Here is a 19,939-nt window from a genome sequence, read left to right as displayed (position 1 = left end):
GTTTAGAAGGGTGTAATGCGGGGCACGCTGGCGATTGATCTAGGCAGCAGCACCACGGTGGTGGCCTACCAGGGGCCAGACACCGCGGCCAAGCTGCTGGCCCTGCCGCCTTACAGCACCAGCGAGCCGGTTGCGGTGCCAACCCTGCTATGGCTCAGCGATCCAGCCATGCCACGGCCCCTGATCGGTCGCCAGGTATTGGAGGCGGGCCTGGCCCACAGCGATGGCCCCCAGTTGCATCGGGACTTCAAACGACAAATCGGCGCGCTCCCCTGCCCGGCGCCCGAACCACCCCCAGCCTTGCCACTGCGGCCAGAACAGGCCGGAGCCTTGCTGCTGAGGCAAATCTGGGCCGCCCTGCCGCCAGGGCTTGCGCCCGAGCGGCTGGTGCTGACCGCTCCTATTGACAGCTACCCCCGCTACCGCCAGTGGCTGCAGGAGGTATGCCGCGAGCTAGAGGTGCCGGAGCTGGCCCTGGTGGACGAGCCCACCGCCGCAGCCATCGGTGCGGGATTGCCTGCCGGCAGCACGGTGCTGGTGGTGGACCTGGGAGGCGGCACCATCGACCTGTCCCTGGTGGCCCTAGAGGGTGGCGAGGGTCGCCCGGCGCCCATGGCCCAGCTGCTGCGCTTCGCCGGCCGAGATCTGAGTTCAAGTCGCCAGGCCCTGCGCTGTGCCCGGGTGATCGGCAAGGCGGGGGTAGCCCTGGGAGGCCGGGATATAGATCGCTGGATCGCAGCCCACCTTTGTCCCGGAGCCCCCCTTGATGGGGCCCTGCTGGAGGCAGCTGAATCGCTCAAATGCCAGCTCAGCAGCGCCGAAGAGGCCCTGGTGTTCTGGAGTCCAGCGGGCCTGCCTCCCCAACCACTGCGGCTGAGTCGCAGCCGCTTAAACGCCTTGTTGGTGGAGCGGGGCTTGCTGGCCCAACTCGATGATCTGCTGGAGGTCGTGTTGGCGGGAGCCCGCCGCGATGGACTGGCCCCAAACCAGATCACCGCCCTGCTGCCGGTTGGTGGCAGCAGCCGCATGCCCCTGATCCGCCAATGGCTGCAGGAGCGCTGCGGCGGCATTCCCCTGCAGGAAAGCCGGCCGGTGGAAGCCGTAGCCCTGGGGGCCCTGGCCCTCACCCCGGGGGTGCGGGTGCGGGATGTTTTGCGCCACGGAATTTGCCTGCGCTCCTGGGATCAGCGCTCCAGCCGCCATCACTGGCAACCGCTGTTTGTGGCGGGGCAAACCTGGCCGAGTGAGCGGCCGCTGGAAATCGTGCTGGCCTGCAGCAGCCCCAACCAGCGAAGCCTGGAGCTGGTGCTGGGGGAACCAGACAACGAAAGACGCAGCGAGGTGGTGTTTGAGGCCGGGCTACCGGTGCTGCGTCCGCGACCAGCGGGGCAAGCCCGAGTGATGCCCTGGAGCGAGCAACCCCCAGACCTTGCCCTGGACGTGCCGGGACAGCCTGGCGAGGACTGTCTGCGGTTGTCATTTTCTGTCAACGACCAGGGCCAGCTGGTGCTGGAGGTCACGGACCTACGCAGTGGTCGCCTCAGCGCCCCCCAACTTCTGGGCCCGGTGCGCTGAGAGTTAGCGGCAAACTCAAGTGGACGCCGCAAGCGCTGCCCTCAGATGAGGGCATCTCGGCCGCAGCGTCCATAAAACTAAGTTTCATATTTCCGTATTTGCCTTGGCCCTACGCCGCCACAGGCTGCCCCGTTTCTGGCTGGGTCTCACACTGGGTCTTGTGGCCTGCGGCATTGGGGCGACCTACTGGTGGGAGCAGCAGCTGCCGCAACGGTTGGAGCAGGCGGCAAGGAGCGGCGACTTAGAAGCCTGCCTGCGCTACAGCGAACAGCTCGAAGCCCTGCGCTGGCTGGGGGGGCAGGCCCCTGCCGAACAAGGCAGCTGCCGGCGCCGCAAAGCGGCCCAGCTCTGGCAGCAGGAGCGCTGGGGCGAGGCTCTGCAGTTGCAATTGCAACTGGTGAACTCCCTTGCCGGCAGCGAAGCAGACCGCAAGCGACTGGTGGTGTGGCAGCAAAACCTGCAGCAGCGCGCCATGACCCGCTTCCAGGAGGGCGACCTACGTGCAGCCCTGAAGATCCTGGCTGTGATGGGCGATGACCACCGCGCCGACGGCGACAGCCTGGGCGACAAACTCAGTGAAAACTGGACTCGCAACCGGCTGCAGCTGGAGCGGGCCAAGGGCCTCACAGAGCAAAAGCGCTGGTGGGAGGCCCTCGAGGCCCTCACCCGCATTGACCATCCCTGGTGGAAAACCCAGAGCCGCGGCCTACAAGCCAAGGTGCAGAAGGGCATCGAAGGCTTGTCAGTGCAGGAGCGCGAACACGACGCCCATGGCCAGCTGCCCCACACCGTGCCCGCCGCCCAACTCGATGCCCAGGTGCGCCAACGGATCTCCCAGGGTATGGACGAGTGGTCCGCGTTCCAGGAGGCCTGTCGGGCCTTAGGTGGACAGGTGGTTGAGGCCGGGCCGGAGACGGCCTGTCAGAGCCGATCCAGCAAGCGGTGATTGGCGCGTGACAAGATTGGCCGCGCGATGAAGCTCTGGAGCCATGCAGCCAGGTGATCAGGTTCAGGTCTCCCAAAGCGTGGTCGTCTACCACCACCCCCAGCACCGCGGGGTCGCCTTCGATCTCAAAGGGCAACAGGGTGAGGTGGTCACCGTGCTCAACGAGTGGAAGGGCCGGGTGATCAGCCCAACCTTGCCGGTGGTGGTTGCCTTCGGCAAATTTCGGGCCCATTTCCGCTCAGATGAGCTGGCTCCCGCCTGATCACTTGCCTGACTCTCGCTAGAGCTCCGGCCGCAGCAGGAACACCCCCTCCTCGCCATCGATCTCCTGCAGGCAGAGCTGGATTGATTCTTGGCGACTGGTTGGCACTAGCTTTCCACAGAAATCAGGCTGGATCGGGAGCTCCCGGTGACCGCGATCCACCATGGCCAGCAAGCTGACCCGCTTGGGCCGCCCCCAGGCTTGCAAGGCTTCAAGGGCCGCCCGCACAGTGCGCCCCGTAAAGATCACGTCATCCACCAACACCACCTGGCGCCCATCCAGAGCCACGGGCAAATCGGTGGGCTGGCCCAGACGGGTGCCGACTCGCTCCAGGTCATCTCGATGAAAGGTGGGATCGACACTGCCTTGGTCGATCGGATGGCCGGCTAAGACTGCCAAGCGGGAGGCCAAAACCTCAGCCAACGCCACTCCACGGGTGGGTATGCCGAGAAGCACCAAGGAGCTGCTATCGGCCACGCCTTCCAACACCTGGGAGGCAAGCCGGTCAAGGGTGCGGCCCAAATCCAGGGCCGAGAGCAGTTCGAGCCGATGCATTAGGGAATCAGGCAAGTCGGCTAGGGCTGGTTGGCTGTGTGACCAAAGGCTGACCCCGAGGGAAGCAGTTGGGATCGCAGCACATTTGCACTGTAAGTTGGCATTGGAAGGCGTTTGTTCAACGTCGCTAGGCGAGACGGGTGACGACTATTCCCTCCCAGCAGCAATCCACCCTGGTGCCAGGCCCAGCTTCGGCCTCTAGGGCTTCATCCTCTGTGGCCCCGGTCGTACTCGCCATTTTGGATGGCTGGGGTTACAGCCACGAAGCCGATCACAACGCCATACGTGCCGCCAGCACCCCGGTGATGGATGCCCTCTGGCACGCCTACCCCCACACCCTGATTGAGGCCAGCGGCGCCGCTGTCGGCCTGCCAGATCATCAGATGGGCAATTCTGAGGTGGGCCATCTCACAATCGGCTCCGGTCGAATCATTCGCCAGGAGCTGGTGCGGATCAGCCAAGCTGTCAAGGACGGCAGCCTGGCCGCCAACCCTGCGCTCAATTCCTTAGCCGACCGCCTACTTCTCAAGGGCGGATGCCTGCACCTGATCGGCCTGTGCTCCGATGGGGGCGTGCACAGTCACATCACCCACCTAGGGGGTTTGTTGCAATGGGCCGCGAGCCGCGGTCTCAAGGATGTCTGCATCCACGTGATCACCGATGGCCGGGACACGGACCCGAGCAGTGCCCCCCGATTCGTCACCCAGGTTCAAGAGCAGATCAGTCGGGCCGGCGTGGGCCGAATCGCTACCCTCTGCGGCCGCTACTGGGCCATGGATCGCGATAACCGCTGGGACCGCACCGAAAAGGCCTATCGACTTTTAACCGAACCAAGCGAAGTATCCGAGCTCAGCCCGGTCAACGCCATCCACGCCTCCTACGCCCAAGAGATCGGCGACGAATTCCTCGAACCGTTGCGATTGGCGGAGGGATTGATCAAGAGCGGAGATGCTTTGGTGTGTTTCAACTTCCGGCCCGACCGGGTGCGCCAGTTGATCCGCGCCCTGGTTTTGCCGGAATTTGACGACTTCTCCCGGCAGCGCCAAGCCCAACTGGATGTGGTCACCTTCACCCAATACGAAAGGGGCTTGCCCGTAGCGGTGGCTTTTCCGCCCGAATCTCTCGATGGCTTACTGGGCCAAGTGGTGTCAAACTCGGGGCTGCGCCAGTTCCGCACAGCTGAAACCGAAAAATATCCTCACGTCACCTATTTCATGAATGGGGGCATTGAGCAGGCCTTCCCTGGAGAAGATCGCCACCTAGTCCCCTCCCCCCGGGTGGCTACCTACGACCTATCCCCGGCAATGTCCGCCGGCGAGCTCACTGAAAGTTGTATTGCCGCAATCAAAAAGGGCATTTACTCGTTGGTAGTAATCAATTACGCCAATCCGGACATGGTGGGGCACACCGGCAAAATGAAAGCCACCACTGAAGCAATCACCACTGTCGACACCTGCGTAGGAAAGCTGATGGAAGCTACCAACCGCATGGGAGGCACGCTGCTGATCACCGCAGACCACGGCAATGCCGAAGTGATGGAGGGCCCAGATGGTCGCCCCTGGACGGCTCACACCACAAACCCCGTGCCCGTGATTTTGGTTGAGGGCGAGAAACGCAAGCTGCCCGGCCACGGCACCAATGTGTCGCTGCGTGACCATGGCGGCTTAGCCGACATCGCCCCGACCCTTCTGGAGATCTTGCACCTGCCCAAGCCCGCAACCATGAGCGGTGAATCACTGATCCTGGCAACTGGCACCGCAGCCGCATCCAGTCCCATCCCCCAGACCCTGGACGTTTAACCTGCCCCTATCCAAAGAGGCCCATGTTCACTTCAGTTTTGTCATGGGTGTGGATTGGCAGTGGCGTTCTGCTGATCATCAGCGTGCTGCTACATAGCCCCAAGGGCGATGGCATGGGCGGGCTGGCCGCTAGCGGCGGTTCGATGTTCACTAGTGCCCGTAGCGCCGAAGCCACCCTCAACCGCATCAGCTGGACCTTGCTAGCAATTTTTCTTGGCCTGGCCGTTGTGCTCAGCGCCGGCTGGCTCGGTTAGGTCTGTGACGCCAATGCCGCGACGCAATCTGCTGGTAGCCCTGGGATCAAGCCTGGGCGCCTTCTTCACTGGCGTCTCCCGCGCCGAAGCAGCTTCCAAGGCCCAGGATCCCGCCTGGCAGCTCAGCGAAGCCAGCTGGAAGAAACGTCTCAACCCGGCCGCTTACAACGTGCTGCGCCAGGAAGGGACCGAAAGGCCCTTCTCCAGCCCCTTGAATAGCGAAAAACGCCCAGGCACTTTCGTTTGTGCTGGCTGCGCCCTGCCCCTCTTTAGCTCCAAGGCCAAATACGAGAGCGGCACCGGCTGGCCCAGCTTCTGGCAACCGCTGCCCAACGGGATCGCCACCAAGGTTGACTTCAAGTTGATCGTGCCCCGCACCGAATACCACTGCCGGCGCTGCGGCGGCCATCAGGGCCACGTGTTTGACGACGGCCCTAAGCCCAGTGGCAAGCGCTACTGCAATAACGGCGCTGCCCTCAACTTCATCCCCGGTTAACCGGTGTATTCGCCGTTGTAGGCCTCTTCACCGTGGGCATTGATATCGAGGCCCTGCTGTTCCTGAATATCGTTAACACGCAGGGGCATCACCAGGCGAATCAGTATAAGAATCACATACGTGCCTACTCCAACAAAAAGGATTGTGAATCCTGCGGCCTTGAGCTGAATCCAGAGCTGACCTGGCTGGCCGACTAGCAGTCCATCGGCGCCAGCGGGATTGAGACTTTTCAACGTGAACACTCCAGTTAGCAGAGTGCCGAGCAACCCGGCCACGCCATGCACCGGCAGCACATCGAGGCTGTCATCGAGACGCCAGCGGTTCTTGAGTTGCATGGCATAGCTGCAAACCAGTGCTGCCGCAAAGCCGATCAACACGGCCGCCAGAGGGCTCACATAGCCAGCCGCTGGGGTGATCGCCACTAGGCCGGCCACGGCGCCGGTAGCCACACCCACGGCAGTGGGCTTGCCGCGCTGCCATGTTTCCAGCAGCATCCAGCCCAGGGCAGCTGCAGCGGCAGCGGTATTGGTGGTGAGGCAGGCAAGGGAGGCCAAATTGCCGGCCACCAGGCCGCTACCGCCATTGAAGCCAAACCAGCCGAACCAGAGCAGGCCCGCCCCAAACAGGATGAAGGGCACGTTGTGGGGTGGGGCGGCATAGCCCACGCCCCCACTGCGACGCCGGCCTACCACCAGGGCAGCAACGGCGGCGGCCACGCCCGAGGCCAGTTCCACCACCAGGCCACCCGCGAAGTCGATGGCACCGAGGCCGGAGCTGCCCAGGAACCCACCTGGGCCCCACACCATGTGGGCCAGGGGTAGGTAGATGAAGGTGCTCCAGAGCAGCAGAAACACCATCCAGGCGCGGAAATGCATCCGCTCCACCACCGCACCGGAAATCAGCGCCGGAGTGATGATCGCAAAGGTGACCTGGAACAGGGCAACGGCACCGTGACTGAGTTGCCCATCCCCATAGGGAGCCGACCAATTGCTGAGCCCCGCCCACTGCAACCCGCCGATGAAAGGAGCTAGGGGACCGCTGCCGGGAGAGAAGGCCAGGCTGTAGCCGAACAACACCCAGAGCACACTCACCAGGGCCATGGCGGTGAAGCTCATCACCATGGTGTTAAGCACGTTGCGGCTGCGAACAAAGCCCGCATAAAAGAGGGCCAGGGCTGGTGTCATCATCAGCACCAGGGCGGCACTCACCAGCACAAAACCATTGTTGGCACTGCGAAGGGCCAGATCGGTTGCAAACAGAAGCGGCACAGCTAACCCAAAACCAGGCGCCACCCTGAAGACCAACGGATCAGCAGCCAGTAGCAACCGCTACCAAAAGAGCCTTTAAAGGTGGCAACTGATACAGCCGGGATGGATGGGCCCGCTTGGCTGAACGGAAACGAACAAAAAAGAGGGCAGAAGGAAAACCCTTCTGCCCTCGCTGACGATGAAGGAGTGGGGCCTAGAAGGCACCCATCTCGCTGTCAATAGTCGAAGTCGCCGCCGCCCATGCCGCCACCGGCGGGAGCTGCATCTTTCTTGTCTGGCATGTCGGCCACGATGCACTCGGTGGTCAGCACCATGCCGGCGATGGAGGCGGCATTTTGCAGACCGGAGCGGGTCACCTTGGCGGGGTCGACGATACCGGCAGCCAGCATGTCGACGTACTCGCCGGTGGCTGCGTTATAGCCCTCGTTGAAGGGCTTGTTGCGCACGTTCTCAGCTACGACAGCGCCATTGACGCCAGCGTTTTGAGCAATGCGCATCAAAGGCGCGGTGAGAGCGGAGGCCACGATGTGGGCGCCGATCAGCTCCTCGCCAGAGAGGTTGGCCGCAGCCCACTCCTCGAGGGCGGGGGCTAGGTGGGCCAAGGTGGTGCCACCACCAGGAACGATGCCTTCTTCAACGGCCGCCTTGGTGGCGTTGATGGCGTCTTCCAGGCGCAGCTTCTTGTCCTTCATCTCGGTCTCGGTGGCGGCACCCACCTTGACTACGGCCACACCGCCGCTCAGCTTGGCCAGACGCTCCTGCAGCTTCTCCTTGTCATAGGAGGAGTCGGTTTCGTCCATCTGCTTGCGGATCTGCTCGCAGCGGGCCTTCACTGCCACCTCGTTGCCTTCGGCCACGATGGTGGTGGTGTCCTTGTTGATGGTGATGCGGCGGGCGGTGCCCAGCATCTCCAACTTGGCGTTCTCAAGCTTGAGACCGGCGTCCTCGGTGATCAGCTGACCGTTGGTGAGAACGGCGATGTCCTCGAGCATGGCCTTGCGGCGATCACCGAAACCAGGTGCCTTGACTGCCGCCACGTTGAGCACGCCGCGCAGGCGGTTCACAACGAGGGTGGCGAGGGCTTCCTTCTCGATGTCCTCGGCAATGATCAGCAGGGGCTTGCCGGTACGGGCGATCTGCTCAAGCACGGGAACCAGGTCCTGCACTAGGCCGATCTTCTTATCGGTGAGCAGGATGTAGGGCTCTTCGAGCACCGCTTCCATGCGCTCGGTGTCGGTGGCGAAATAGGGCGAGATGTAGCCCTTGTCGAAGCGCATGCCTTCGGTGACCTCCAGCTCGGTGGTCATCGATTTCCCTTCTTCCAGGGAGATCACACCTTCCTTGCCGACCTTGTCCATCGCATCGGCGATCATGCGACCTACCTCTTCGTCGTTGCCGGCGGAGATGGTGCCCACTTGGGCGATGGCGCTGGAATCGGAGATCGGCTTGGCGTGCTCCTTGATCTTGCCTACGAGGAAATCGGAAGCCTTATCGATGCCCTTTTTGAGGGTGATCGCATTGGCGCCCGCAGCCACGTTGCGCAGGCCTGCCTTGACCATGGCATGGGCCAAAACCGTGGCGGTGGTGGTGCCGTCGCCGGCAGCATCGTTGGTTTTGGAGGCGGCCTGACGGATCAGGGCAACACCGGTGTTCTCGATGTGGTCTTCAAGCTCAATTTCCTTGGCGATGGTGACGCCGTCGTTGATGATCTGGGGAGCACCAAACTTTTTCTCAAGCACCACGTTGCGGCCCTTGGGTCCAAGGGTGACAGCAACGGCCTCAGCCAGAATGTCGATACCTCTTTCGAGAGCTCTGCGAGCGTTCTCGTTGTAAATAATGCGCTTAGCCATGGAAGGCGATGTCCTTATGGGGTTAGGTCGGATTCAGTAATCGGCCAGTCGTCAGTTGACGATGGCGAGGATGTCCTTCTCGGATAGCAGCACAAACTCGTCGCTGCCGAGCTTGATGTCGGTACCGGCGTACTTGCTGTAAAGCACCTTGTCGCCAACGCTGACCTCAGGAGCCTGGCGGCTGCCGTCGTCGTTGCGCTTGCCGGGGCCGATCTGCACCACCTCGCCCACCTGGGGCTTTTCCTTGGCGGTGTCAGGCAGAAGGATGCCGCCGGCGGTCTTCTCCTCCGATTCGGAAACCTTGATAAAAATGCGATCTCCTAGGGGCTTAACCGTGGAGACGCTGAGAGAAACAGCAGCCATGGATGGATTGCGGGAGCAATGACATGACGCCTGAGACGCCACAGAACAGTGAACTTGAGTGGGCCTGAGGGGCGATTTAGCACTCGAGCTCAACGAGTGCCAACCTATGCCCAATCAAGTTTCAGTGCCCAGGCCCAGACCGTGCGGGTGACCGAACCACCAGGGTGAACAGATGCTGAACAGGGTCCACCGCCTGTCGCGGTGGTAAGGTTGCGCCGCTTCAGGCGGGCTGATTCCCCCTGCGCTTCCCCAAGATTTCCTTACCTATGGCAGCTGCTACCGCCACCGGCACCAAAGGCACCGTCCGGCAGGTGATTGGCCCGGTTTTAGACGTTGAATTCCCGGCCGGCAAGCTGCCCAAGATTTACAACGCGCTTCGGATTGAGGCCAAAAATTCGGCCGGTCAGCTAGTCGCTCTTACCGCTGAAGTCCAACAGTTGCTGGGCGATCACCGAGTCCGTGCTGTGGCCATGAGCACCACCGACGGCTTGGTCCGTGGCATGGAAGCTATTGATACGGGCGCCCCAATTTGCGTACCCGTGGGAGAGGCCACGCTCGGCCGCATCTTCAACGTGCTCGGCGAGCCGGTGGATGAGAAGGGTCCAGTAACCACCACCGTGACCGCTTCGATCCACCGCGCCGCCCCCCTCCTCACTGAGCTGGAGACCAAGCCCAAGGTTTTTGAGACCGGCATCAAGGTGATCGACCTGCTGGCTCCTTACCGCCAAGGGGGCAAGGTTGGCCTGTTCGGCGGCGCCGGCGTAGGCAAGACCGTGCTGATCCAAGAGCTAATCAACAACATCGCCAAGGAGCACGGCGGCGTTTCCGTGTTCGCTGGCGTTGGCGAGCGCACCCGGGAAGGTAACGACCTTTACGAGGAATTCAAGGAATCGGGTGTGATCAACCCCGACGACCTTTCTAAATCGAAGGTGGCTCTCTGCTATGGCCAGATGAACGAGCCCCCTGGTGCCCGCATGCGCGTGGGTCTCTCAGCACTCACAATGGCTGAGCACTTCCGCGACACCAACAAGCAAGACGTCTTGCTGTTCGTCGACAACATCTTCCGTTTCGTGCAGGCCGGCTCAGAAGTATCGGCCCTGCTCGGCCGCATGCCTTCAGCTGTGGGCTATCAGCCCACCCTCGGCACCGACGTGGGCATGTTGCAAGAGCGCATCACCTCCACCCTGGAAGGCTCGATTACTTCGATCCAGGCCGTCTACGTACCTGCAGACGACCTCACCGACCCGGCACCTGCCACCACCTTTGCCCACCTGGACGCCACCACCGTGCTGAGCCGGGGCCTGGCTTCCAAAGGCATCTACCCGGCCGTGGATCCTCTGGATTCCACCAGCACCATGCTTCAGCCAGCCGTGGTGGGGGATGAGCACTACCGCACCGCCCGCTCTGTGCAGAGCACCCTGCAGCGCTACAAAGAGCTCCAAGACATCATTGCGATTCTTGGTCTCGACGAACTCTCCGAGGACGACCGCCGCACGGTTGACCGGGCCCGCAAGATCGAGAAGTTTCTCTCCCAGCCTTTCTTCGTGGCCGAGATCTTCACCGGTCAAAAGGGTGAGTACGTCAAGCTGGACGACACGATCAAGGGCTTCAACATGATTCTGGCCGGCGAGCTAGACGACCTACCTGAAGCTGCCTTCTACCTGGTGGGCAACATCGACCAGGTGAGGGCCAAGGCCGCCAAGATTCTTGCCGACGCCAAGGGTTGATTCCTTCTTTTCCCTGAGGACCCCTACCCATGAGTCTCACCCTCCGCGTTCTGGCCCCTGATCAGAGCGTTTTTGATGGAACCGCCGAAGAGGTAATCCTGCCAAGCACCACTGGGCAAGTAGGAATACTGCCTGGCCACGTCACCATGCTGGCAGCCCTGGATACAGGCGTAATGCGTCTGCGCTCCGGCGGCGCTTGGTCAACGATCGCCCTGATGGGTGGTTTCGCCGAAGTCGAGGCCGACGAGGTCACCGTTTTGGTGAATGCCGCTGAGCTGGGCAGCTCAATTAATGCTGCATCCGCAGAGGCTGCCTTTGAGGCTGCCCAATCGGCAGCAGCTGCATTTGAGGGCAAGCCAGCTAGCCCAGACAAGCTCAAAGCCCAGCAAGCACTGGCTGCTTCTCGCGCCCGCTTTCAAGCCAGCAAAGCGGTTTAATTTTCAAAGAATCTAGATTTTCAAGGAATCTAGGTTTTCAAAGAATTTCATTCCGGACTTCAACCCGTGCCCAGGGTTGGCTTCCGGATTTTTTATGATTATACCGTTACTCAGCAAAACCATGCATAAAAAAAGATGAATAAAAAAGCACTCCTCGCGGAGCGCTTGTAGATATAATTTTTATCCGGGCAAAAAACTAAGCTTCAGAATTCAGCGAAGATCAGGCGGTACCGCAGAAAGTGACATCAGGAAACTTGAGCTTGGCATCGTCAAGACTCTTGCCTTTTCCTTCTTCCTGCCAGTAGTTGATCACCTCGGTGGCCTTGTTGAGCACCTCAACGCGCTCGTTATCGGTGATCCAGCTCTTGCCTTCGAGCTCGGTCTTGAGGGTTTCCCAGGCATCTTCCCGGGGCCAGAAGAAGTAAGAAGTAAGAGGGCTCGGACCACCGCCAACAATCTGATCCACCGCTAGGGCAACGTTGTCAGGCAGCCACAGGATCTTGAGCAGGAAACGACCTTCGTCAGCCTTGGGGGTATAGCCAGAGGGAACGCCATCCTCATCAATGATGGCGGTCGCCAGAGCCGCACTGCCGCCACGCATCACCGGACGCCCCTGGGTGGTGGTGTCTTCGGCAGCCGCGGCCACTTCGGCCATGTCGGTTACTGCTGCGTCAGGAGCGCTCTCGAAGGCTGTCATGGGGTGAGTGCTCAAGGCAACAGAGCAAAGAACTAACCTACCAGCCGCCTGGCCGCCCTCGGCCCCCGCCTGCGGCTATGGCCCTGCGCCTGTTCCTCGATTCGGCAGATCCCAAAGCCTGGCAGCAGTGGCTGACCAGCGGCCTATTTCACGGCGTGACCACCAACCCCACCCTGCTGCGCCGGGCCGCCCAGCCCTGCACCCTCGACAGCCTGGCAGCCCTCAGCCGCACGGCCCTGGCCCATGGCATCGCCGAACTCCACCTGCAGGCATGGGGCGCCACCACGGCAGACATGCTGCGCTGCGGCCAGGAACTAGCGGCCCTGGCCCCCGGCCGCATCGCCGTGAAGCTGCCGGTGACCAAGCAGGGAGCAGCGGTTGCCCGAGAGCTGGTTGGCGCCGGCGTTGCCGTCACCTTCACCGCCTGCTATGAGCCCCACCAGGTGCTGATCGCCGCGGCCCTGGGAGTCGCTTACATCGCCCCCTACCTGGGCCGCATCCAGGATCAGGGGCGCAATGGGGTAGCCGAAGTGGTCACCATGCAGCGATGCCTTGCGGGGCTCGGCTCCAGCGTGCGGCTGCTGGTGGCCAGCTTGCGCCAGCCCAGCGAACTCAGCCACCTGGCCGCTGAAGGGCTGAACACCTTCACGATCAGCCCGGCACTGGCAACTGAACTATTCGGCAGTGAGGCCACCGCTGCAGCCAGCGTCCAGTTTGAAAGCGATGCCCGTTCCTGAAAGCCAATCTTGATGCCCATGTTCGCCTCTCCGCCCCGGGCCGTCGTGCTGTTCGACATCGATGGCGTAATCCGCGATGTGAGCGCCAGCTACCGCCGGGCAATCGTCGAAACGGTGCACCACTTCCATGGCCAGCGTCCCGAGCCCGCCGCCATCGACGGCCTCAAAAGCGAAGGAAGCTGGAACAACGACTGGCAGGCCTCGATGGAGCTGCTGCGCCGCACCGGCCATACCCCGCTACCGGCGTTTGAGGAGCTGGTGGCGGTGTTCGAAGGCTTCTATTTCGGCGGCGATCCCGCCGGCGATCCGGGCCACTGGCGGGGCTTCATCCGCGACGAGCCCCTACTGGTGCAGCAAGCCTTTTTTGCCGCTCTGGAGGCTGCAGGCCTGGCCTACGGCTTCGTGAGTGGCGCTGAGCCCCCCTCCTGCCGCTACGTGCTGCAAACCCGCCTGGGGCTCGCCAATCCGCCCTTGATCGCCATGGGCGATGCGCCAGACAAGCCCGATCCCACCGGCCTGCTGCAGCTAGCCAGCCAGTTGGCCGGCGAGAGCCTGGGGGCTGGCGCAGCGCCGGTGATTTACCTGGGCGACACGGTGGCCGATGTGCTCACCGTGCAGCGCGCCCGTGCCCAGTGCCCAGCCCAGTACCCAGCTCAGCGCTTCTTGAGCTTTGCGGTAGCGCCACCCCATCTGCACAGGCAGCCCGAAGCGCGAGCCACCTACGAGGCGCGCCTGCGGGAGGCCGGCGCCGATGTGGTGATTCCCAGCACGGCCAACCTGCTGGAATCGCTTCTGCAGCAGCTGGGCTGATGCCCTGCCCTAAACCTCAGCGCTCCAGCGCCGCCGGAGACTTCAGGGCGGCGGCGGTGAGATTTTCATGGCCATGGGCTGTTACCGCCACATCGTCTTCGATGCGAATGCCGATGCCCTTCCAGCGAGCTTCGATCTCCGGCTGGCCATCTGGCACCGGCAGCCGATCGCTCACGTAGAGGCCCGGCTCCACGGTGAGCACCATGCCCGGCTCCAGCTCCACGTGGTGCTCACCGAGGCGATAGGCCCCCACATCGTGTACATCAAGGCCAAGCCAGTGGCCGGTGCGGTGCATGTAGAGGTGGCGGTAGGCCCCCTGCTCGATCACCCCATCGAGGGATCCCGCCAGTAGCCCTAGGTCCAGCAGGCCCGCCACCAGCACCCGCAGGGCGGTCTCGTGCACCCCTTCAGCGCTGAAGCCCGGGGCCACCGAATCCACCGCCGCCTCCTGGGCCGCCAGCACCAGCTCGTATAGGGCGCGCTGCTCACCACTGAAGCGTCCGTTGATCGGAAAGCTGCGGGTGATGTCGCCGTTGTAGTAGTCGGCTAAGGAGCAACCGGCATCGATCAACAGGAGATCGCCGTCGTTCAGCGGGGCGTTGTTGGCGATGTAGTGCAACACGCAGGCGTTATCGCCGCCGGCAACGATCGTGCCGTAGGCCGGGCCACGGGCACCCTGCTCCAGGAAGTGCTGCTCAATCACGGCCTGCACCTGCCGCTCATTGAGGCCAGGCCGCACCACCTGACGAGCCAGCTCATGGGCCTCGGCCGAGATCCGCGCCGCCTCGCGCATGCGCTCCAGCTCCTCGGGGCCCTTGCGCAGCCGCAGCTCGTGCAGGAGCGGACAGGGGGCCACCAGGCCCAGGGCGGCCCTGCCGCTGCGGGGGGCTCGGTCGAGCTGAGCGGCCCAAGCCGCCAGCACCAGCGGCTCCACCTTCGGGTTCTTGCCAACGCGAAAGGCGATGCCCTCAGCGCCCCTGAGGTAGTCGGGCAGGCGCTGCTCTAGCTCGCTGCGCGGGTGGGCCAGGTCGGCGCCAAACTCGGCCACGGCGCCTTCAGTACCCCAACGGAAACCGTTCCAAACCTCGGCGCTGGCCTCGCGGGGCTGCACAAACAGCACGTAGCGCTCACCCTCGGGCCGGTGAGGCAAAAACAGGGCCACCGCCTCGGGTTCATCAAAACCAGTGAGATACCAGAAGTCGCTGTTTTGGCGGAAGGGCCACTCGCAGTCGGCGTGATGGGTCACCAGGGTTGCCGCTGGAATCACGGCAGCAGCTTCCCCGAGCTGAGCGAAGAAGCGCTGACGCCGCTGGGCGAAGGTCGACGGATCGATCATGAAAAAGCGGCCGGCGGGCCCTGCATAAGTCCATTTTGGAGCAGGCAGCGGGACAGACGCTGGCGAAGCCGATTTAATAGGTAGATGGCGAGCGGCGAAATGGCGGAATGAACGACCTGCTCATCCTGGCGCTGCTGGTGGTGCTGGTGATCGCAGGTTCGGCCCTGTGCTCTGGAGTTGAGGCAGCTCTGCTCACCGTGAACCCGGTGCGGGTGCACGAACTTGCCGCCCGCAGCAAGCCCGTGCGCGGAGCGCGGCGCCTTGAGCAGCTGCGCCAGCGCTTGGGCCGCACCCTGTCGGTGCTGGTGATCGCCAATAACGGCTTCAACATTTTTGGCAGCTTGATGCTGGGCGGCTACGCCGCCATCGTTTTCAAACGCCAGGGCATCGAGGGGATCGCCCTGCCCCTGTTTTCCGTAGGGCTCACCGTGCTGGTGATCCTGCTGGGGGAAATCCTGCCCAAGGCCCTCGGCAGCCGCCTGGCCCTGCCGGTGGCCCTGGCCAGCGCCCCTGCCCTGTCGATCGTGGCCGGCCTGATGTTGCCCCTAGTGCTGCTGCTGGAGCGGCTGCTGCCGGCGATCACCGCCGAAAACGAGATCAGCACCGACGAAGAAGAGATTCGTCTGCTGGCTCGGCTGGGCTCCCAGAAGGGCCAAATCGAGGCCGATGAGGCGGCCATGATCGCCAAGGTGTTCCAGCTAAACGATCTCACCGCCCGCGATCTGATGACACCACGGGTGGCGGCTCCCACCCTCGATGGGGCGACCAGCCTGGAGAAGTTGCGAGAAGACCTACTGGCGAACAACGCCGAATGGTGGGTGGTGCTCGGCGAAGAGGTGGATGAGGTGCTGGGCGTGGCCGGCCGGGAGCGACTTTTGGCAGCCCTGCTCCAAGGCGAAGGCAATCGCACTGCCGCCTCCCTAAGCGAGCCGGTCGATTACGTGCCGGAAATGATCCGGGCCGACCGGTTGCTCACGGGCTTCCGCCGCAACAGCAGCGGCGTTCGCGTCGTCGTGGACGAATTCGGCGGCTTCGTGGGCGTGATTGGCGCTGAAGCGGTGCTGGCGGTGCTGGCCGGCTGGTGGCGCCGTCCCCAACCTGCGGGCGAAGGGATGCGGCCATGAGGCCCGAACCGTGCCCCCATCAGGCGCCCGCCATCCCGGAGCGCTGCCAATCCCTGCTCGACCAGTGGCGCCGCCAGCTCCAGCTCAGCGGCCGCGAGCAAAGCCAGCTGGCCGGCCAGCTTCTGGCCCTGGATCGCCAGCTAGGTCGCCTGCAGCAGCGCAGTCTGCGGGTGGCCGTGTTTGGCCGAGTGGGGGTGGGCAAGTCGAGCCTGCTCAACGCCTTGCTGGGAGAAGCGGCTTTTGCCACCGACGTGGCCCACGGCTGTACGCGCCACCAGCAGGCCCAGGCCTGGGCGCAACCGATGGCGGGGCTAAGCCGGGTGGAGCTGGTGGACACCCCTGGCATCGATGAGATCGCCGCCGCCGCCAGGGCGCGACTGGCGGCCCGAGTAGCCCTCGGCTCAGACCTGGTGCTTTTGGTGCTCGACGGAGACCTCACCAGCGTCGAGCACGACGCCCTGGCGCCGCTACTGGCCAGCGGCAAGCCGGTAATGCTGGTGCTCAACCGCTGCGACTGCTGGAGTGAGGCCGAGCAGGCCGAGCTGATCGCCAGCATCAAGCGGCGGCTGCCGGCAGCGGCCCGGCACCTGGAGCTGATCCCGGTGGCCGCCGCGCCACGCCAACCCCAGCTGCTGGCCGATGGCCGGGTGCGCAGCGTTGTTCAAGCTCCGCAGGTGGAGCCGCTGCGGCAGTCGCTGCTGCAGCTGCTGGAGCAACACGGCTGCCTGTTGCTTGCCCTTAATGCCCTGGGCAGCGCGGAGCGCTTTCACCAGTCCCTGCAACGCTGGCGCCTGGGGGCCAGCCGCCAGGCCGCCCAGAGCCTGATCGGCCGCTTCGCCGCCCTCAAGGCCACAGGCGTAGCCGCCAACCCCCTGGTGCTGCTGGATCTGGCCGGCGGTCTGGCCTGCGACACCGCCCTGGTACTGCAGCTCTGCCAGCTCTACGGCCTGCCGATGCACGGCGCCGGCGCCCGCCAGCTGCTGCGGCGGCTCTCCGGCCACAACGCCCTGCTGGGCGGCGCCCAGATCGGCATCCAGCTAGCCCTGGGCGCCCTACGCCAACTGCTGCTGCTGGCGGCGCCGCTCACTGGCGGCCTCAGCCTCGCGCCAGCCGCCCCGGTAGCCCTGGCCCAGGCGGCCCTGGCCGTGCACACCACCCGGCTCACGGGCCGGCTCGCCGCCGCCGAACTACTGCGGAGCGCCCAGCGGGGCGGCCAACCCGGCGCCCTGCTGCGGCGCCTGGCTATCACCGATCCCCAGGTGCGCCTGTGGCTGGGCGAGCGAAGCGAGCCGTCCCCCAACCTCCAGGCTCTGCTGCCATGAGCAACGGGGTCGTCAAAGCCGCAGAGGGGCCGGTAGCCCTGTTTGGCACCAGCGCCGACCCGCCGACCCGCGGCCACCAGGCCCTGCTGGAGGGCCTGGTACAGCTCTATCCCCAGGTCGCCACCTGGGCCAGCGACAACCCCCAAAAACTCCACGGCGCCCCCCTGGAGCAACGGTCCACCCTGCTGGGCGAGCTAGTGGCAGCCATCGGCGATCCGAGGCTGAGCCACAGGCAGGAGCTCAGCAGCCCCTGGGCAATCACCACCCTGGAGCGGGCAGCGGCCCAGTGGCCTGGTAGCGAGCTGGTGTTTGTGGTGGGCAGTGATCTGGCTGCCCAGATCCCCAGCTGGAAACAGGCCGAAGCCGTGCTGAAGGCCTGCGTGCTGGCAATCGCCCCCCGGGCCGGCTGGCCCCTGCAGCCCAAACAACTGGAGCCGCTCACCCAGCTGGGGGGCCGGGTGGTGATCCTGCCCCTGCAGGTTCCCGCCACCGCCAGCTCGGCGCTGCGCCAAACCCCCGACCCCGCCCAGCTACCTGCGGCCCTGTTGCCGCTACTGCTCAAGCACAATCTCTACGGCCTGGGGGGCGATCCGAGCCTCAGCCAGCCCCTCAAACTCCCCTAATGCGCCTCGCCCTGGCCCAACTAAATCCGCTAGTTGGCGACCTGGCGGGCAACGGTGAGCTGATTCTGGCGGCCAGCCGTCAGGCAGCTTCCCAGGGGGCTGATCTGGTGCTCACCCCCGAGCTGTCCCTTTGGGGCTACCCACCGCGCGACCTGCTGCTGCGCCCCAGCCTGATCGCTAAGCAAGGCGCCGTGCTCAACCAGCTGGCTGCGTCCCTGGCCCAAGAGCTGCCCCAGCTGGCCGTGCTGGTGGGCATGGCCGAACCATCAGGCGCCGCGCCGTTGCCCAACCTGTTCAACGCTGTGGCCTTAGTGGAGGCCGGCAGCTGGCGCGTGGTGGCCCGTAAGCGGCTGCTACCCACCTATGACGTCTTCGACGAGCAGCGCTACTTCTGCGCCGCCACGGGGCCGAGTGTGCTGGAGCTTGAGCGGGGCGGCCGAACCTGGCGCCTAGGGCTAACGATCTGCGAAGACCTCTGGGTTGAGGAGGAGCTGCAGGGCCACCGCCTGGCTGGTGCCGATCCCGTCGCCGAGCTGCTCTCAAGCCGCATCGACCTTCTGCTCAACCTCTCGGCATCACCGTTTGGCCAGGCCAAAGTGGCCCTGCGTCAGAGCCTGGCCCGCCGCGCCGCCAGCCGGCTCGCTTGCCCGGTGGTCTACGTCAATCAGGTGGGCGGCAACGACGAGCTGGTGTTCGACGGCGCCAGCTTCGTGGTGGATGCCGGCGGCGGAGTAGTTGCCGGCAACGGAGTGGTGAGCCAGCTGGCAAGTTGCAAGGAGCAGGTGAGCTGCTGGGAAGTCAACGGCGCGGGGCCAGCAGCGTCTTTGCCAATGGCATCTTTGCCTACTGAAAACGAACAGTTGTTTCGGGCCCTGGTGCTGGGCGTGGCCGACTACGCCCGCAAATGCGGCTTCAGCAGCGCCCTGCTGGGCCTGAGCGGCGGCATCGATTCGGCCCTGGTGGCCGTGATCGCCGCCGCTGCCCTGGGGGGTGAGCGGGTGCAGGCACTGATGATGCCCTCCCCCTGGAGCTCGGATGGCTCCCTACGCGATGCCCAGGCCCTAGCTGGGCGCCTGGGCCTGGGCTGCCGCACCGCTGAGATCGCAGCGCTGATGGCCAGCTTCGACACCGCCCTAACACCGGTGCTGGCGGGCCCACCCAGCGGTCTGAGCGCCGAAAACCTGCAGTCGCGCATCCGCGGCACCCTGCTGATGGCTGTGGCAAACCAGCAGGGCCAGCTGCTGCTCTCCACCGGCAACAAAAGCGAGCTGGCCGTCGGTTATTGCACCCTCTACGGCGACATGAACGGCGGCCTGGCCGTGATCGGTGACCTCTACAAAACCAGCGTGTTCGAGCTCTGCGCCTGGCTCGATTCGACCGCCGCCGGCCCCTGCCGGCGTGAGCTGGGGCTGCCAGGCGAAGGCGAGCTGGTGGGGCGGGCGATCCGCGATAAACCCCCTAGCGCCGAGCTGCGCCCCGACCAGCTCGATAGCGATTCCCTGCCCGACTACGCCGTGCTCGACCCGATCTTGAAGGCCTACATCGAGGAGTTGGCCAGTCCGGAGCAGCTGATCGCCAGCGGCACCCCAGCGGAGCTGGCCGAACGGGTGATGCAGCTGCTGCGCCGGGCCGAGTTCAAGCGGCGCCAGGCACCGCCCCTGCTCAAGATCGGCGGCCGGGCCTTCGGCAGCGGCTGGCGCATGCCGATCGCCGCCGGCTAAATCAAGCATGGCGCCAATCGCCAGCCGCAGCCAACCT

20 protein-coding genes are annotated in these 19,939 nt (G+C 64.3%); 14 read left to right on the top strand and 6 right to left on the bottom strand.

The window, feature by feature from the left end; translation table 11 throughout:
• Positions 1–15: 15 nt before the first annotated feature.
• From KBY83_RS07530 to KBY83_RS07520, 3 genes are all read left to right on the top strand, one after another.
• Positions 16–1,575 (top strand): Hsp70 family protein, encoded by a 1,560-nt coding sequence (locus KBY83_RS07530; RefSeq protein ID WP_255018978.1) that lies wholly within the window; start codon positions 16–18, stop codon positions 1,573–1,575.
• 103 nt (positions 1,576–1,678) lie between these two features.
• Positions 1,679–2,521 (top strand): hypothetical protein, encoded by an 843-nt coding sequence (locus KBY83_RS07525; RefSeq protein ID WP_255018977.1) that lies wholly within the window; start codon positions 1,679–1,681, stop codon positions 2,519–2,521.
• Between the two features lie 43 nt (positions 2,522–2,564).
• Positions 2,565–2,783 (top strand): ferredoxin-thioredoxin reductase variable chain, encoded by a 219-nt coding sequence (locus KBY83_RS07520; protein ID WP_254959830.1) that lies wholly within the window; start codon positions 2,565–2,567, stop codon positions 2,781–2,783.
• An 18-nt stretch (positions 2,784–2,801) separates the two neighbouring features.
• Here KBY83_RS07520 and pyrR read toward each other — a convergent pair whose 3' ends face one another.
• A complete protein-coding gene (gene pyrR / locus KBY83_RS07515) occupies positions 2,802–3,338 on the bottom strand; it encodes a bifunctional pyr operon transcriptional regulator/uracil phosphoribosyltransferase PyrR (RefSeq protein WP_255019000.1) in 537 nt (178 codons plus the stop codon).
• A 215-nt stretch (positions 3,339–3,553) separates the two neighbouring features.
• Here pyrR and gpmI point away from each other — a divergent pair, with 215 nt between their 5' ends.
• The 3 genes from gpmI to msrB are packed head-to-tail and all read left to right on the top strand — an operon-like array spanning position 3,554 to position 5,887.
• Positions 3,554–5,137 carry a 2,3-bisphosphoglycerate-independent phosphoglycerate mutase gene (gene gpmI / locus KBY83_RS07510; RefSeq protein ID WP_255018976.1) on the top strand — a complete coding sequence of 528 codons (1,584 nt, stop codon included), beginning with the start codon at positions 3,554–3,556 and terminating at the stop codon, positions 5,135–5,137.
• A gap of 23 nt (positions 5,138–5,160) precedes the next feature.
• Positions 5,161–5,391, top strand: coding sequence for a preprotein translocase subunit SecG (gene secG, locus KBY83_RS07505; RefSeq protein WP_254959833.1), 231 nt, complete (start codon positions 5,161–5,163; stop codon positions 5,389–5,391).
• 13 nt (positions 5,392–5,404) lie between these two features.
• Positions 5,405–5,887 (top strand): peptide-methionine (R)-S-oxide reductase MsrB, encoded by a 483-nt coding sequence (gene msrB / locus KBY83_RS07500; RefSeq protein ID WP_106502317.1) that lies wholly within the window; start codon positions 5,405–5,407, stop codon positions 5,885–5,887.
• Here the strand turns inward: msrB and KBY83_RS07495 are convergent.
• The 3 genes from KBY83_RS07495 to groES form a co-directional block, all read right to left on the bottom strand.
• Positions 5,884–7,155 carry an ammonium transporter gene (locus tag KBY83_RS07495; RefSeq protein ID WP_255018975.1) on the bottom strand — a complete coding sequence of 424 codons (1,272 nt, stop codon included), beginning with the start codon at positions 7,153–7,155 and terminating at the stop codon, positions 5,884–5,886. The two genes, msrB and KBY83_RS07495, sit on opposite strands and share 4 nt — an antisense overlap.
• Before the next feature lie 215 nt (positions 7,156–7,370).
• Positions 7,371–9,005, bottom strand: a complete 1,635-nt coding sequence (gene groL, locus KBY83_RS07490; RefSeq protein WP_106502318.1) for a chaperonin GroEL — start codon at positions 9,003–9,005, stop codon at positions 7,371–7,373.
• Between the two features lie 51 nt (positions 9,006–9,056).
• Positions 9,057–9,368 (bottom strand): co-chaperone GroES, encoded by a 312-nt coding sequence (gene groES, locus KBY83_RS07485; protein ID WP_094561335.1) that lies wholly within the window; start codon positions 9,366–9,368, stop codon positions 9,057–9,059.
• 266 nt (positions 9,369–9,634) lie between these two features.
• Between groES and atpD the strand changes: the two genes are divergently transcribed.
• Both atpD and atpC read left to right on the top strand, forming a co-directional pair.
• The gene (gene atpD / locus KBY83_RS07480; RefSeq protein WP_255018974.1) at positions 9,635–11,095 is read left to right on the top strand and encodes a F0F1 ATP synthase subunit beta; all 1,461 of its coding nucleotides are present in this window, start codon (positions 9,635–9,637) and stop codon (positions 11,093–11,095) included.
• 29 nt (positions 11,096–11,124) lie between these two features.
• Positions 11,125–11,532 carry an ATP synthase F1 subunit epsilon gene (gene atpC, locus KBY83_RS07475; RefSeq protein WP_106502320.1) on the top strand — a complete coding sequence of 136 codons (408 nt, stop codon included), beginning with the start codon at positions 11,125–11,127 and terminating at the stop codon, positions 11,530–11,532.
• A 220-nt stretch (positions 11,533–11,752) separates the two neighbouring features.
• Here the strand turns inward: atpC and KBY83_RS07470 are convergent, their stop codons facing one another.
• The gene (locus KBY83_RS07470; protein ID WP_254959893.1) at positions 11,753–12,187 is read right to left on the bottom strand and encodes a 30S ribosomal protein PSRP-3; all 435 of its coding nucleotides are present in this window, start codon (positions 12,185–12,187) and stop codon (positions 11,753–11,755) included.
• 119 nt (positions 12,188–12,306) lie between these two features.
• On the opposite strand from KBY83_RS07470, the gene KBY83_RS07465 reads away from it, so the two are divergent.
• Together KBY83_RS07465 and KBY83_RS07460 are read left to right on the top strand one after the other, a co-directional pair.
• Complete coding sequence (locus tag KBY83_RS07465; RefSeq protein ID WP_255018973.1) at positions 12,307–12,966, top strand: transaldolase family protein; 660 nt, start codon at positions 12,307–12,309, stop codon at positions 12,964–12,966.
• 18 nt (positions 12,967–12,984) lie between these two features.
• Positions 12,985–13,776: a TIGR01548 family HAD-type hydrolase gene (locus tag KBY83_RS07460; protein WP_255018972.1), complete on the top strand. Its 792-nt coding sequence runs from the start codon at positions 12,985–12,987 to the stop codon at positions 13,774–13,776.
• Positions 13,777–13,792: 16 nt separating this feature from the next.
• Here the strand turns inward: KBY83_RS07460 and KBY83_RS07455 are convergent, their stop codons facing one another.
• On the bottom strand, positions 13,793–15,112 hold the full coding sequence (locus tag KBY83_RS07455; protein ID WP_106502324.1) for an aminopeptidase P N-terminal domain-containing protein: 1,320 nt from the start codon (positions 15,110–15,112) through the stop codon (positions 13,793–13,795).
• 107 nt (positions 15,113–15,219) lie between these two features.
• On the opposite strand from KBY83_RS07455, the gene KBY83_RS07450 reads away from it, so the two are divergent.
• The 4 genes from KBY83_RS07450 to KBY83_RS07435 are packed head-to-tail and all read left to right on the top strand — an operon-like array spanning position 15,220 to position 19,902.
• Positions 15,220–16,236, top strand: coding sequence for a CNNM domain-containing protein (locus tag KBY83_RS07450; protein WP_255018971.1), 1,017 nt, complete (start codon positions 15,220–15,222; stop codon positions 16,234–16,236).
• Positions 16,233–17,558, top strand: a complete 1,326-nt coding sequence (locus KBY83_RS07445) for a GTP-binding protein (RefSeq protein WP_255018970.1) — start codon at positions 16,233–16,235, stop codon at positions 17,556–17,558. The genes KBY83_RS07450 and KBY83_RS07445 overlap by 4 nt, the downstream gene beginning before the upstream one ends.
• A complete protein-coding gene (locus KBY83_RS07440) occupies positions 17,555–18,181 on the top strand; it encodes a nicotinate-nucleotide adenylyltransferase (RefSeq protein ID WP_255018968.1) in 627 nt (208 codons plus the stop codon). Before KBY83_RS07445 ends, KBY83_RS07440 begins: the two co-directional genes overlap by 4 nt.
• Positions 18,181–19,902 (top strand): NAD+ synthase, encoded by a 1,722-nt coding sequence (locus KBY83_RS07435; protein ID WP_255018967.1) that lies wholly within the window; start codon positions 18,181–18,183, stop codon positions 19,900–19,902. The genes KBY83_RS07440 and KBY83_RS07435 overlap by 1 nt, the downstream gene beginning before the upstream one ends.
• Positions 19,903–19,939: the final 37 nt, after the last annotated feature.

Origin of the sequence: Cyanobium sp. WKJ7-Wakatipu (assembly GCF_024345355.1) — a bacterium.
Lineage (GTDB): Bacteria > Cyanobacteriota > Cyanobacteriia > PCC-6307 > Cyanobiaceae > Cyanobium_A > Cyanobium_A usitatum.
The sequence above is the reverse complement of the archived record's forward strand: the minus strand, read 5'-3'. Positions and strand labels throughout refer to the sequence as shown.